This window comes from Sulfuricurvum kujiense DSM 16994 (genome assembly GCF_000183725.1).
GTDB classification, from domain to species: domain Bacteria; phylum Campylobacterota; class Campylobacteria; order Campylobacterales; family Sulfurimonadaceae; genus Sulfuricurvum; species Sulfuricurvum kujiense.
In genome coordinates, this window is sequence record NC_014762.1 from 142,342 (window position 1) to 156,913 (window position 14,572).

The window sequence follows — 14,572 nt, forward strand, 5'->3', positions numbered from 1 at the left end:
TTTTTGGTTCCTTTTTTTGCCGGAACAAAAAAAGGGACAAGAGAGTTAAATATTGTAATACGTCGCTTCTTTGTGATGGACAACGAGCGCCGTCGTACTCTGCTCAGGGTGAATTTGGAACGTTTCACTGAGAGTAATCCCGAACTCTTCAGGACGCAACAGATCAAAGATAATACGGCTCGGCTCCAAATCAGGACATGCAGGATATCCGAAACTGTATCGTGCACCCGCATAGCGATTCATGCGGACATCACGCAGGCTGAACCCTTCGTCATCACTCGCGATATTCAGATCGAGCCGTATTTGTTTATGCGCCACTTCGGCCAGCGCTTCGGCCAGCTCTACCCCAAATCCGTGTACCAGATTATATTCCAGATATTCATTGGCTGCGTAGAGCTCTTTTTCATACTCGCTGAATTTGTCCCCGACACTGACACACGTTAGCGGCAATACGTCATCACGCGTATGAGTAAAAAAATCACTTAACGCCCGATGTGGTACTTTGCGCTGACGCGGAAATTCGAATACATATTTGGCATTTCCGATCACTTCATCCAGAGGCTGGCGATTAGCATTTTCATCGATGTTCCATCCGCTGCTCTCATCAAAAATAAGGAGTTCCTGATCGCTGCTTCGAACGGGATAGTAGCCGTAGATTATCGTCGGATCAAACAGTCCCCGCTTCACTATCTCACGTTTGATCCGCTCATAGGCCGGATAGACTTTGGTTTCTAAAAGTTTTTTGTATTCATCTACCGGCATTCCGGCGCGCTTGTATCCCCAGTGCAGTTTAAAGAGGCTTCGTTTATTGATCCATTCACACACCATATCAAAGTCGAGCTGCTCTTTGCGCAATACGCGACGCCCCCAAAACGGAGGGGTGGGGATTTTAACTTCACGAGAAGGCATTTTCAGCTCATGAAATGGAGGGATGACTACGTCGATAACTTCCTTGACAGACTTTTCTACCATATCGCCGCCCAAACGTGTATCAAGCCCTATGCTCGGATCGGCATTGTATTTTTCGATGCGGCTCATCGCGATAACCCCGTCAAACGCATCGCGGCAATAAAAGATAGGACCTTGATAAATCGGTCGGCAAAAATCGTCCACGAAGCTACGGGTAAGTGCCGCTCCTCCCAAGAGTACCGGAGTGGTGATCCCCATGCCCGCCATTGTCTCCAGATTGTCTTTCATTACTTGGGTCGATTTGACCAGCAATCCCGACATCCCGATAGCGTGGATATCTTTAGACTTCATAACCTCGAGGTACTCTTCAAGCTCCGTTTTGATCCCGATATTGATCACTTTGAACCCGTTATTGGAGAGGATAATATCGACGAGATTTTTGCCGACGTCATGGACGTCCCCTTTGACGGTTCCGATAACGAGGGTAGTATCGGTATCTTTTTCCTGTTTGGAGAGATACGGGTTGAGATAATCGACCGTCGTTTTCATCGTCTCGGCACTTTGCAATACGAACGGAAGCTGCATTTTCCCCGATCCGAAAAGTTCGCCGACCACTTTCATCGCATCGATAAGGATCTCATTGACGATTTTATCGGGACTGATTGTGAGGCGGACTCTTTCGACCAACGGAATCATTCGCTCTTTGTCCCCGTCGAGAAGGAGCTTGGCAATCTTTTCTTCATCACTGAGCGCTTCATAGGCTTCATCGTTTTTAGAGTTATCGATTGTTTTATCGCTAAAGTGTCCGATAAACTTAAACAGGGACTGATCATCCGGATGGAATAAAAGCTCTTCACAGATGGCACGGTCCTCTTCGGACATTTTAGAGAGCGGTATGATGTGTTTGACGTTGATGATGACACTCGTCATTCCCGCTTCAATACAATGGTGTAAAAAGACGCTGTTTAAAAAGACACGGGCATTGGTACTGAGTCCGAATGAGATATTAGAAAGCCCAAGAGTTGAGCCGACATTCGGATATTTGAAATGGAGCTGCCGGATCGCTTCGAGCGTTTGGATGGCGGCATCACGGTACTCCAAATCTCCGCTTCCCACCGTAAAGGTGAGCATATCAAACATCAGATTGCGCGGATCGATGCCGTGGCGGTTGACGCACAGATCATAAATACGATCGGCGATACGCATTTTATCCTCGGTGGTTTTCGCCATCCCTTTTTCATCGATAACGAGACATACAAGCGCCGTTCCGAATTTTTTGGCGAGAGAACAGATAGCGTCTAAACGCTCTTCTCCGTCTTCGAGGTTGACCGAGTTAATGATCGGTTTTCCGCCGATACATTTGAGTGCCTCTTCCATCGTGTTGACCCGTGTCGCATCGGGCATGAGGGGAAGTGGGATTTTTTGGTTATAGAGCCTCATGACGTGAGACATATCGACCGCACCGTCACGTCCTGCAAATTCGACGTTGACGTCCAAACAGTGGGCGCCGTCGCGCACCTGCGCTTGACCGACACTGAGTGTCCCCTCATAATCGCTCGCGATGATGAGTTCGCGAAACGCTTTCGATCCCGTCGAGTTGGAGCGCTCTCCGATCAAGAGCGGAGCAGGGGTCTGGATCAGCTCAACTGTATTGAACAGCGATGCGATGGACGGTTTCGTCTCTCCGCTCGGTTTTTTAGGGGCAACCCTGGAGACTTTATCGACCAGTGCACGAATATGCTGAGGAGTCGTACCGCAGCATCCTCCGAGGAAGCTGACACCGTCGTAATTCAAAAAATCGCGTTGAAGATTGGCAAATTCATCGGGCCCCATCGGATAGTACGAATAGCCGCCACGGTTTTGGGGCAATCCCGCATTGGCATGCACCGAGATCGGTTTCCCCCATACCTCGGAGAGGGTTCTGACGTGTTTGGCGTATTGCTCCGGTCCCGTACCGCAGTTGAATCCCAGGCTGATGATATCGAACGGCTCCATTATGGTCGCGATCGTTGCCGCATCGGTTCCGATGAGCATACTTCCCGCTAGCTCGATGGTGACGGAGACCATAATCGGCAGAGCCGTAGTGCGTTCTTTATTGGCCGCTTCGCAGGCGTGCAGAGCCGCTTTGATCTGGAGTGGATCCTGGCAGGTCTCCAAAAGAAAAATATCGCATCCGCCGTCAATCAGACCGAGACAGCACTCTAGATACCCCTCATACATCTCATCATAATGGATATGTCCCAAAGAGGGGAGTTTGGTTCCCGGTCCGATGGAACCGAGCACATAACGGGGGTGATCGGAAGTGGAGAATTTATCACACTCGGCTTTACAGACTGCCGCTCCCGCACGGGAGAGCTCGTAGGCGCGATGACCGATCCCGTATTCATCGAGTACCCAGCTGAAAGCGCCGAAGGTGTTGGTCGTAATCAGATCGGCTCCGGCAGTGAGGTAGGCGTGAAAAATATCGCTCATGACCTCCGGGCAGGTGACATTAAGAAGCTCGTTGCACCCTTCTAATCCTTCCCAGGCACTTTCAGGGATTTTGTCGGCACGCTCTTGAAGCTGTGTTCCCATGGCGCCGTCGATAATAAGGGGACGGCGGGAAATGGTTTCAAGAAGCGTGTTTTTTACCGACATAGCAAAGACCTTGTATTATAAATAATGGCACGATTTTATCCAAAAGGAGCATAAGCGCTTCTAAGGGTGAAAATATAATTCTTTCGATACACTTTAAACATGAAAAAACTTTTTTTATTTTTACTCATTTTTACAGTTTCGCTCTGGGGTGTAGAAAAGGTGACTCTACAGTTGCCATGGCTCCATCAGTTCCAGTTTGCCGGATATTATGTTGCCAAAGAAAAAGGGTATTTCTCGGATGAGGGTTTAGATGTTACCATCTTGGACGCCAATAAGAAAGAGGCATCATTAAAAAGTGTTTTGGACGGTAGGGCGCAATACGGAGTGGGACACTCTTCGTTGATCGTTAATTATATTAACGGTGCACCGATCGTCCTGATGGCAGCCGCGTATCAATCTTCCCCCATGATTTTGTTGACACGCAAAGATGCGAATATTACCGGTCCTAAAGATTTAAAGAACAAACGGGTCATGTTAACCGATGATATGGTTCAATGGGCTGAAATTCAGGCAATGCTTCGAAGCATCGGTATGAGCACAAAAGATTTGATAGTGCAGCCTCATTCGTATGATTCTATGTCGTTATCCCGTCGTGAAACCGATGCGATGGTCGCTTATGTTTCAAACGAACCGTTTATTTTAAAACAAGCAGGGTTAGAAACCTATGCAATAGATCCGAAAAACTACGGATTTAATTATTACAGCGATATTCTATTTACAAGTAAAGAGGAGACTGTCCGCCATCCTGAACGGGTAGAGGCTTTTTACAATGCGTCAATACAAGGATGGCTCTGGGCGTTTGACCATATCGAAGAGACAGCCGCACTGATTTATCGAAAGTATAATCCTCAGCATAAATCTCTGGAAGCCTTGATTTATGAGGGGAAAGTCCTCAAAGAACTTGCATTTCGCCCCAATACCCCTTTTGGAACGATTGATCAGAGCCGGCTGGAGCTTATTGCACAGGGCTATCGGCTTATGGGGGCGGTGAAAGCGATTCCTCCGTTTGAACCTTTGCTGTATAAGCATGATAAACTGCATTTGAGCGATCAAGAAAAAGAGTGGTTAAAAATGCATCCGGTCATTCGTGTCGGGGTAGATCATAATTGGCCCCCTATTGAATCGGTTGACGAAAAAGGGAGATATACGGGAATCAGTGCGTCGTATCTGCATTTTCTCGAAAAGCGGCTGGGGGTCCGTTTTGACGTTGATTACAGTCGGCCGCTTTGGAGCGATTCGATCCGGGCAGTCAATAACAAAGAACTTGATATGCTCTCGTGTGCCGCAATTGCCGATAATAGAAATGATAAACTGAGATTCAGCCGTCCGTATTTGAAACAAACGGTGGTCATCGTAACCAATTCAAATGTCGGATACGTTAACGATTTAAATGATTTGAACGGGAAAAAAGTTGCTGTCGTCCGTTCCTACGCAAGTGAAGAGTATTTACGAACCTATTATCCAAAGATCATTCCGGTTTTAGCCGACAGTTCCCTGGAAGCACTCAAAAAAGTCGCTTCAGGGGAAGCGTATGCCTGCATCGAAGGGTTAAGTGTCGTGAGTTATTTGATAGAACGGCACAATCTCAAAAATATTAAAGTGGTGGGAGAGACGCCGTTTCGATACGAACTCGCTTTTGCCTTTCGCAAGGATTGGGGGATCATGGCCTCAATATCCGACAAAGTACTGGCTTCTGTTACCCCTGCGGAATATGAAGAGATACACGGGCACTGGCTTGAGATGAAACACGATGAGCCTGTCAATTATCGTCTAGTATGGGGAATCGCAGGGTTTATGGCTTTATTGTTTTTTCTGGTGGCTTATAAAAATCACCGATTGGATGTACTGGTACGCCAGCGTACGGGTGAGCTGGAGACGTTTAATCAACGGCTTCAGGATGAAGTTGACAAAGCGGTTGAAAAAAATCGGAAGCAGGAAAAACTGCTGATGCAGCAGGCCAAAATGGCGGAAATCGGTTCAATGCTTGAATCGATTGCCCATCAGTGGCGCCAGCCGTTAAATATTCTGGGACTTTCCATGACACGGTTGAATCTGAGTTGTGCTTTGAGTGGGAAAAGCGAATCGGCGAAAGTGATTGAAATCGCTGAAGCACAAATTGAATATATGTCTCAGACCATTGACGATTTTCGCAATTTTTTCAAACAGGACCGAAGCCAAATACCTGTGAATATCGCCGCAATGGTTAATGATGTCGAAGCGTTATTAGGACCTTTGCTTGTTCGTAAAAAAATAACCGTTAAGCATGAAATCGATCCTTTGATTGAAGTACTGGTTTACCCGAATGAACTCAAGCAGGTGATCATCAATCTGGTCAATAACGCCCGTGAAGCGATTGAACAGCGCCGCGGTAATGAACGGATTATTTATATTCGCTGCGAGAACGATAAGCGCTATTGTACGATCAGTATCGAAGATACGGGGGGCGGGATTGATGCGTCGATAATCGACAAGATTTTCGATCCTTATTTTACGACAAAATTTGAATCCCAAGGGACGGGAATCGGGCTCTATATGGCCAAAATGATTATTGAGAAACATTTTTTAGGGAAACTGAGTGTTTATAACACGAGTAAAGGGGCATGTTTTGAGATTCGGCTTAATCGTGAGCAAAAAAAGGATACGGAAGAGAATAAAGTGTTGAAGAGAGAAAGTACAGACGGCTCACTGTGAGCGCAATCTTTGGTTAATTAATCCACCATCCAGCGGGCGCGTTTTGATTGACGTAGTTTTTTAACCAATGTTTTTTCTAACGGTGTCAATTTTTCCATTTGGGTCTCCTTATATTTGATTTTCAAATGCAAGTGTATCGGCGAAAAGTTACGGGACGGTAACTTAAAATGATGAAGCAGCACGCATCCTTCAACACATTTACAGTGGATCGGATAGATAATCCCTCTAAAAAAGAGTGAATATGGGAACAATGGAAAAAGCGTTGATCGGGGGCGGATGTTTTTGGTGTATCGAAGCAGTCTATAATCGTGTCATCGGGGTTCAAAGTGCAATCAGCGGGTATGCGGGGGGTGCACGTAAACATCCGAGTTATGAGCAGGTATGCAGCGGTGCTACCGGACATGCGGAGGTTGTAGAGGTAACGTATGATTCTGCCGTTATTTCGTATGAAGAGATTTTAGAGATCTTTTGGGCAATCCATGATCCTACCACTCTTAATGCTCAAGGGGCGGATAGAGGGACACAGTACCGTTCCGTCATCTATTATTACGATGAGGTACAAAAAGAAAAAGCGGAGGCTTCTATTGCTCAGGCGCAAAAAAATTGGACTGATCCGATTGTGACCGAACGCTCACCCGCACCGGAATTTTTTGTAGCGGAGGAGTATCATCAAGACTATTACAGCGAGCATCCGACGCAAGGGTACTGTTATGCGGTAATTGCACCGAAAATTGAAAAGTTTATGAAAAAATTTGGGGATAAAGTCAAAAGGAGCTAAAAAGTGGCTCTCCCAGATACCTGCGGCACAAAACATGAACGGGTGTGCTGCTGTATTCCTACCCTGACACGTTGTCCGTCCACACCCTTGCACAGGTCTAGAAGAGTTGGCGAATTATAGCCGTTTAAACCTGCAAATGCAAGATGGTGCTATAATAAATCTATGATTTATCTAATTACCGCACTCGATGCCGAAGCCAAACCTTTATGGGATCATTACCGTCTCAAACGCGATTCGTCGCTCCCTTATACCCTTTATCGAAATGATGAGATGACGCTTTTGGTGGGCGGGATCGGTAAAGCCAATACGATGATGGCGCTCAGTGCTCTGCTGGGATGGCGGATTCCTGAAACGGGAGATATTTTGATTAATATCGGAATCTGCGGTGCACCCTCAGAGTATACGATCGGCGAAGCCCTTTTGATCCACCAAATCTTTGAGGGGGAACGGCGCTATTATCCCGATATCCTTTACCCTCATACTCTTCGGGAATCATCGCTCGTGTGTATAAATTCTCCCCAGTCAATAGTCCGCGATTATCCTGTCGATATGGAGAGCAGCGCCCTCTTTCAGGCCGCATCCCGTTTTTTCAAGCTTCATCAAATGGCATTTATTAAAATAGTATCGGACCATTTTACACCCGAAAGCGTGACGAAAGAGGGGGCTATGGATCTTGTGCGCTCTCATGTGAAGACCTTGGACGAACTCATACGCAATCTCCAATCGGTTCAAGTCGATTCTTTGCTGTTTACATCTGAAGAGAGGCAAAAAATTGATGCCTTAAAAGGGCACTTTACCAAAAGTCAGGGGGATGCTCTGGAAGATGCGTTGAACTATTTTCGGCTAAAAAATCCGGAACAATCCCTCAAAATCGATCATGACATTCCCCATTCCAAACGCGAAAGGAGCCAATTGCTTGAAACACTCATCATTGCCCTCACAGCCTAAACTCTTTTCGCATCTTTATATCGAAAGAGGGATATTGGAGCATCCGCAGACCCAAATGATCCGTGTCAAATTTTCCGATTCGCAGGTCATCGTAATTGAGCACTACAAAGAGGTTTTTAACCGCTCCGCACAGAGTTTTGCCGCCCAAAGCAGCGCTAAAAAACTGATTTTAGCCCGTAAAGAGGGAAAATTCCTGCATGAGGGGAGCCAATACAGCGACGGATTCGGAATAAAGCAGTTTTTTTACGCTTCCAGCGTTATGGGGTGCTTATACGACTGCGACTACTGCTATCTTCAGGGACTGTACCCATCGGCTAACACGGTGTTATTCGTCAATCTCGAGGACGCGTTTGAACAATTGACCCCTTATTTAGGGGAGGATACCCTTGTTGCGACCTCGTATGATACCGATACGATGGCCATCGAATCGCTAACACACCAAACAAAAAGTTGGTTGGATTTTGCGGCACAGAATGAAAAGCTTCATCTTGAAATCCGTACCAAAAGTGCCAATATCAAAGCACTCAAAAATAATATACCCAATGATCGGGTGACATTGGCGTGGACCCTCTCGCCGCAGGAGATAATCGATCGATACGAACACGCTACCCCATCGCTTCAAAAGCGGTTGTCTGCAGTACGCGAAGCGATCCAATTAGGATGGAAAGTACGTCTATGTATCGATCCGGTTATCTATACGGAAAACTTCGATAGCCTTTATCCACAACTGATTGAGACAATTTTCGCTACAATTGATCCTGAATCAATCGAGCACCTTACATTGGGGAGTTTTCGAATGAGCCAAAGCCATCTTCGTTCCCTCAAAAAACTCCGCCGCAGCGATGTGGCATTTTTCCCCTACACGGTAAAAGATGAGATGGCAACTTATCCCGAAACAGTTGAATCGTATATTTTAGAGACTTTGCTGGCAAAAGCAACACAGTATCTACCGCAAGAGAGGATTAGAACATGGCAACGGCAATCGTAACGGGAACGAGTTCGGGGATCGGGGAAGCGATAGCCCAGATATTGCTTCAAAACGGGTATAACGTTATAGGTCTCAGCCGCCGGCGAGGAGATATCCACCATCCTCTCTTTGAACATTTGCCCTGTGATTTGAGTGATTTGGCAGTGGTCGATATCCTCCAAAAAAAACTGACAGAGATAGAGGATCTGGAGATTCTCGTCAATGCAGCCGGATTTGGACGGTTTGAGCCGCATGAAGAACTCAGCTCTAAAACGATTACCGACATGATTTCGCTCAATCTGACTACCCCGATTTTACTGGCGAACGCCTTGATGCGTCCTCTTAAAAAAACAAAAGGGATGATCATCAACATCACTTCGATCGAAGCGACGCGCCATTCAAAATTTTCCGCTCTTTACAGTGCGACCAAAGCGGGACTTCGGGCATTCGGACTGACACTTTTCGAAGAGACCCGAAACGCCGGAGTTAAAGTCGTTACGATCAATCCCGATATGACGGAAACGCCGTTTTTTGACGGATTTAGATTCGGGGTGGGAAAAGAGGACGATACGAAACTGTTGACCTCCGATATCGCACAAGCGGTTCAATACCTACTGGATACACGCGAGGGGATTTGCGTGACCGAAATGACCATTCGCTCACAACGTTTCGGGATAACGAAAAAATAGTCGGCGGAACCTTTTTTGCTTTGTCTCTAAAACATTAAACTTTTGAACGTTTCGGTCGATATATTAGTTTAAGTAAGCAATATCGAGTAAAAGGATTTGCCATGTCAGGAACAATAAATTCACTCGGATTGGGATCGGGCGTTTTAACAGCGGATCTTATTGATAAATTAAAAGCAAGTGATGAAGCCGTAAGTGTTACGCCGTTCGATAGCAAAATATCTCTCAATAAGCAAAAATCTCAGGCTTTAGATCTTTTAAACAGTTTATTGACAACCTTTAAAAGCAGTGTCAATGCCCTTGATAATGACAGTTTGTACCAAAAAAGATCGGTAAGCGGCACGAATGACGGTGTGAGCGTGAGTGCGAGTGCAGGTAGCCAGATACGTGATTTTTCAATCGGAATTACCAATATCGCGAAAAAAAATGTAGTGCAATCGGCTTCTTTTTCCTCTAACACCGATAAAATCGCCAATACGGACGGAAAGCTGAATCTTAATATCAGCGGTAAAAATTACACGATCGACTACACGGCGACAACGACGTTGGATGACATCAAGCAGTCTATCAATGATGCCGCCGGATCAGACGTGAGCGCAAGCGTTCTTCAGACCGGGACATCGGCTTACAGTTTGGTGGTAACCTCGAAGGTAACGGGAAAAGAGCAGACCATCTCTTTAACGGATATATCCGGTAATTTAAAAAATAACAATTTAGTGAGCGAAGGGGTTGCTTCAGGCTCCTTTATTGCCGCCGATGATTTTATAGCCAATACCGGAGCAGCGGGTACGATGAGTGTTAATGTCGGAGGGGTCGGATACAATTTTGCGTACGATGATACGACAACCCTAGAGCAAATGGTCGATAACATTAACAATGACTCCACTCTTAGCGGCAAAATATCGGCAAGCATCGTACAATACGGAGCGAATGATTATCGTATGGTATTAACGCCTAAAGACGGAACGGAAGGGAGTGCAATAACCATTACGGATACACCGTCCAGCGGAACAGGATTGGTGGGCGTTATGACGGGGACGACCGATAAGGGCGGTTTGGTCAATACGGTACAAAACGGGCAAGACGCGTCATTTACCTTTGACGGGATCGCCATGACTAGATCCACCAATACGATAACCGATATTGCGACGGGATTAACCATTAATTTGCTTCAAGACGGGGGAAGTTCGAATATTTCGATTTCTCAGGATCGAGATCAGATTGCAACGGAGCTTGAAGGACTTGTCAGCAGTTATAACACATTGCAGCAACAACTTGACAGTATGCTCTCTTCCGATAGCGAAGCAGGGACAGTCGGTATTTTTAACGGTGACAATACGATCCGCAATATCGGTCGAGAAATTACCAAAATGATCAATTCGGTCGATTCAAAAGGGTCTTCGTTAGCGAATTACGGTATCGATTTGACCCGTGACGGGACAATGACGTTTGATAAAAGTGTTTTTACTGAAAAAATGGATGCTGATCCGGAAGGGACAGAAGCCTTTTTTAGCGGAAAAACTACGGTAAATTCCGTAGGAAGTGAAACCTATACAAAAGGTGTATTTACGACACTTTCTGATCTGATGACAAGCTATGTCGGTTCTTCCGGTACCGTTACCAACTTGGTAACCGATACAAAAAGCGCAACAACGTCTTTAAATGAAGAACGGGCAAAAGCGGTTAAATTGCTAGAAGCACGATACGCGACATTAACGGCAAAATTTGCGGCCTATGATTCTATGATCAGCAAATTAAACTCCCAGTTTTCAGCTCTCCAGCAACAAATTGATGCGGCTGCAAATGCCAATAATTAAGATAAATGTAGAAGAGTGGTCTGAAGCTTTTCAAAAAGCGATTAATTCAAAGAATATGGGGCAGATCCAAGCATTGATCCGATCGCTTCCCGTCTTTGAAAGGGAGGAAGAGATAAGAGATGTACTTTTGCAAACAATGGATGCCGAAGCGACCGTATTGGAAATAAGGGAACGTTTGGTTGAGGAGAGAAAGCGGCATAGTCACTTCTATAAAAATAATGTAGTTTAAAGTTGGTATTTTTATTGCTTTTCTTTTTTCAATGTAAAAAGGGAATAGTATGCTCAACGGAAAAAATATTCTTATCACCGGTGGAACTGGAAGCTTCGGAAAGCAATTCGTAAAAACGATTTTAAAACGCTACAAACCCAATAAAATCATCATCTACTCCCGTGACGAACTCAAACAATACGAAATGGCACAGCGGTTTAATGACCCGTGTATGCGTTATTTTATCGGAGATGTCCGTGATCTTTCACGACTGGAAAGTGCTATGAGCGGTGTCGATTATGTGGTACATGCCGCAGCGCTCAAACATGTTCCTATCGCCGAGTACAATCCGATGGAGTGTATCAAAACGAATATCAACGGGGCGCAAAACGTCATCGATGCCGCACTCCATTGCGGTGTTAGCCGTGTGATTGCCCTCTCCACCGATAAAGCCGCCAGTCCTATCAACCTCTACGGCGCTACCAAACTCGCATCCGATAAGCTATTTGTCGCGGCAAACAATATTCGCGGCGGGAAAGATATACGTTTTGCCGTTGTCCGTTATGGGAATGTTTTGGGCTCTCGCGGATCGGTTGTTCCGTTTTTTCAAAAGCTGATCGCTGAGGGGGCAAAAGAACTTCCTATTACCGATGAGCGGATGACACGATTTTGGATCACTCTCCAAGAGGGGGTCGATTTCGTGTTGAAAAATTTTCAGCGTATGCACGGAGGAGAGACCTTTATCCCGAAAATTCCCTCGATGAAAGTGGTGGATGTTGCTACCGCGATCGCTCCGCATCTTCCTCATAAAAATGTTGGGATTCGTCCGGGTGAGAAAATGCACGAAGTGATGTGTCCGCGTGATGATTCCCATCTCACATTGGAATTTCACGACCATTACGTGATCAAACCGACGATCCAATTTACCGAAGCGGCCGATTTTGCGAAAAACAATTGCGGGGAGATCGGAACACCGGTCGAATACGGGTTTAAGTACAGTTCTGAAACGAATACCGACTGGCTCACACCTGAAGCACTGTTAGAGAAAATCGCATTGACGGAAAATGAGGAAAAATGATCCCGTATTCCACACAGTTTATCGAAGAGGATGATATTGCCGCCGTTGTCGATGTGCTCAAAAGCTCGCATCTAACCCAAGGAGCGAAAGTTGAGGAGTTTGAAGCTGCGATTGCCGAGTATGTCGGAGCGCGTTTTTGTGTCGCGTTTAACTCCGCCACCTCCGCGTTGTTGGGTGCCTATGCCGTTGCCGAGATCGGTGAAAATGATGAGATTATCACAACTCCGATCAGTTTTGTCGCAACGTCGAACATGGCGATTGCATTGGGAGCAAAACCCGTTTTCTGCGATGTTAAAACGGACGGAAACATCGACGAATCGTTGATCGAATCGCTCATCACTCCACGAACCCGCGCACTCGTCCCCGTCGATTTCGCCGGCAAGCCGGTTGCGATAGAGGCGATCAAAGCGATAGCCAAAAAGCACAATCTCCTCGTCATTGAAGATTCTTCCCATGCTTTGGGAAGCGGTATCGGCACTCAAAGAATCGGTTCTTTTGCCGACATGACGATTTTTAGTTTCCATGCGATCAAACCGATTACCACGGGAGAGGGGGGTGCGGTTGTCACCAATGACGAAGCGTTCGCCCAAAAACTCAAACTCTTCCGCTCACACGGCATCATCAAAAAACAGCTTTGGAACTCCGATATGGTGAGTTTGGGGCATAATTTCCGCCTCACCGAATTTGCCGCTGCGTTGGGACTTTCACAGCTCCACAAACTGGATCGTTTTTTGGCAACACGCAATGAAATCGCCCGTTATTACGATGAGCGTTTTGCAGGGCATAAACTATTCGCGACGATTGCGATTGATGCGGATGAGCAGAGTGCGCGGCATCTTTATCCGTTACTCTTATCCCCTGCACTGCACTGTTCGAAAGAGGATGTTTTTACCGAATTGCAAACACGCGGATTAGGGGTTCAAGTTCACTACAAACCGATCTACCAAAACAGTTTTTACAAAGAGCGTTTCGGCGAACAGCGATTGGCGAATACGGAGCACTTTTACAAAAGCTCCCTTTCCATTCCGTGTCATCAGAAGATGAGCATGGAGGATGCACGGATCGTCGCCGATACGGTTCTTGAAGTGATGGAACACTATTCCCATAGAGAGTGCAGTTTTTAAAGGAGCATTCATGCGCGTCGCCATTATCCCCGCCCGAGGCGGAAGCAAACGGATCCCCCGAAAAAATATTAAAACGTTTGCGGGTCTTCCTATCATCGCCCACAGTATCAAAGCGGCTCAGGAATCGGGGCTGTTTGATCGTATCGTGGTCACGACCGATGATGAAGAGATCGCCGACGTGGCACGCCGTTACGGTGCCGAGATCCCGTTTATGCGACCCAAAGAGCTGAGCGACGATCACACCGCTACCATCCCCGTCATCGCTCACGCGATCCAAACACTTCAAAACGATTCGGTTATCGAATACGCCTGCTGTATCTATGCCACGGCACCGTTTATCCGCGCGGAAGATATTCGTGATGCCCATAACGCCCTTATAACCCATAACAAACAGTACGCCTTTCCTGTTACAACATTCCCGTTTCCGATTCAGCGTGGAGTTAAACGCGATAAAGAGGGAAATATCGAGATGTTTTATCCCGAACATTTCGCCACTCGCAGCCAAGATCTCGAAGAGGCGTATCACGATGTGGGGCAATTTTATTGGGGAACGGCTGAAGCATGGCTGGAGGGAAGAGCGATCTTCTCCGATGCGGCGACAACGATTGTTTTGCCCCGTCATCTGGTACAGGACATCGATACGCCGGAAGATTGGACGCGCGCCGAGCTAATGCACAAAGTGCTTCAAGAGCTATGAACCTCCTTATCCGTGCCGACTCTTCGAGTAGT

Annotated in this window: 11 protein-coding genes and 1 other RNA gene; 10 read left to right on the forward strand and 2 right to left on the reverse strand. The window is 46.5% G+C overall.

Translation table 11 applies throughout. The features are described 5' to 3' along the window. Positions 1–45: 45 nt before the first annotated feature. Positions 46–3,546 (reverse strand): methionine synthase, encoded by a 3,501-nt coding sequence (gene metH / locus SULKU_RS00740; RefSeq protein WP_013459006.1) that lies wholly within the window; start codon positions 3,544–3,546, stop codon positions 46–48. A gap of 99 nt (positions 3,547–3,645) precedes the next feature. On the opposite strand from metH, the gene SULKU_RS00745 reads away from it, so the two are divergent. After that, positions 3,646–6,237 (forward strand): ABC transporter substrate-binding protein, encoded by a 2,592-nt coding sequence (locus SULKU_RS00745; RefSeq protein WP_013459007.1) that lies wholly within the window; start codon positions 3,646–3,648, stop codon positions 6,235–6,237. Between the two features lie 250 nt (positions 6,238–6,487). After that, positions 6,488–7,015 carry a peptide-methionine (S)-S-oxide reductase MsrA gene (msrA, locus tag SULKU_RS00750; RefSeq protein WP_041666839.1) on the forward strand — a complete coding sequence of 176 codons (528 nt, stop codon included), beginning with the start codon at positions 6,488–6,490 and terminating at the stop codon, positions 7,013–7,015. Positions 7,016–7,021: 6 nt separating this feature from the next. Here the strand turns inward: msrA and ffs are convergent. After that, an RNA gene (ffs, locus tag SULKU_RS14620) (signal recognition particle sRNA small type) lies at positions 7,022–7,119 on the reverse strand. Positions 7,120–7,177: 58 nt separating this feature from the next. Here ffs and SULKU_RS00755 point away from each other — a divergent pair. The 8 genes from SULKU_RS00755 (at position 7,178) to pseF (ending at position 14,540) form a co-directional block, all read left to right on the forward strand. Then, positions 7,178–7,963, forward strand: a complete 786-nt coding sequence (locus SULKU_RS00755) for a 5'-methylthioadenosine/S-adenosylhomocysteine nucleosidase family protein (protein WP_013459009.1) — start codon at positions 7,178–7,180, stop codon at positions 7,961–7,963. Further along, a complete protein-coding gene (locus SULKU_RS00760) occupies positions 7,932–8,951 on the forward strand; it encodes an SPL family radical SAM protein (RefSeq protein WP_013459010.1) in 1,020 nt (339 codons plus the stop codon). The genes SULKU_RS00755 and SULKU_RS00760 overlap by 32 nt, the downstream gene beginning before the upstream one ends. Further along, a complete protein-coding gene (locus SULKU_RS00765) occupies positions 8,933–9,619 on the forward strand; it encodes an SDR family oxidoreductase (protein WP_013459011.1) in 687 nt (228 codons plus the stop codon). The genes SULKU_RS00760 and SULKU_RS00765 overlap by 19 nt, the downstream gene beginning before the upstream one ends. Before the next feature lie 101 nt (positions 9,620–9,720). Next, positions 9,721–11,433, forward strand: a complete 1,713-nt coding sequence (gene fliD / locus SULKU_RS00770) for a flagellar filament capping protein FliD (RefSeq protein WP_013459012.1) — start codon at positions 9,721–9,723, stop codon at positions 11,431–11,433. Then, a complete protein-coding gene (locus SULKU_RS00775; RefSeq protein WP_013459013.1) occupies positions 11,420–11,662 on the forward strand; it encodes a hypothetical protein in 243 nt (80 codons plus the stop codon). Before fliD ends, SULKU_RS00775 begins: the two co-directional genes overlap by 14 nt. Before the next feature lie 49 nt (positions 11,663–11,711). Further along, the gene (gene pseB, locus SULKU_RS00780) at positions 11,712–12,719 is read left to right on the forward strand and encodes a UDP-N-acetylglucosamine 4,6-dehydratase (inverting) (protein WP_013459014.1); all 1,008 of its coding nucleotides are present in this window, start codon (positions 11,712–11,714) and stop codon (positions 12,717–12,719) included. Further along, positions 12,716–13,843: a UDP-4-amino-4,6-dideoxy-N-acetyl-beta-L-altrosamine transaminase gene (pseC, locus tag SULKU_RS00785; RefSeq protein WP_013459015.1), complete on the forward strand. Its 1,128-nt coding sequence runs from the start codon at positions 12,716–12,718 to the stop codon at positions 13,841–13,843. The genes pseB and pseC overlap by 4 nt, the downstream gene beginning before the upstream one ends. A 10-nt stretch (positions 13,844–13,853) precedes the next feature. After that, positions 13,854–14,540, forward strand: coding sequence for a pseudaminic acid cytidylyltransferase (gene pseF / locus SULKU_RS00790; RefSeq protein WP_013459016.1), 687 nt, complete (start codon positions 13,854–13,856; stop codon positions 14,538–14,540). Positions 14,541–14,572 lie beyond the last annotated feature (32 nt).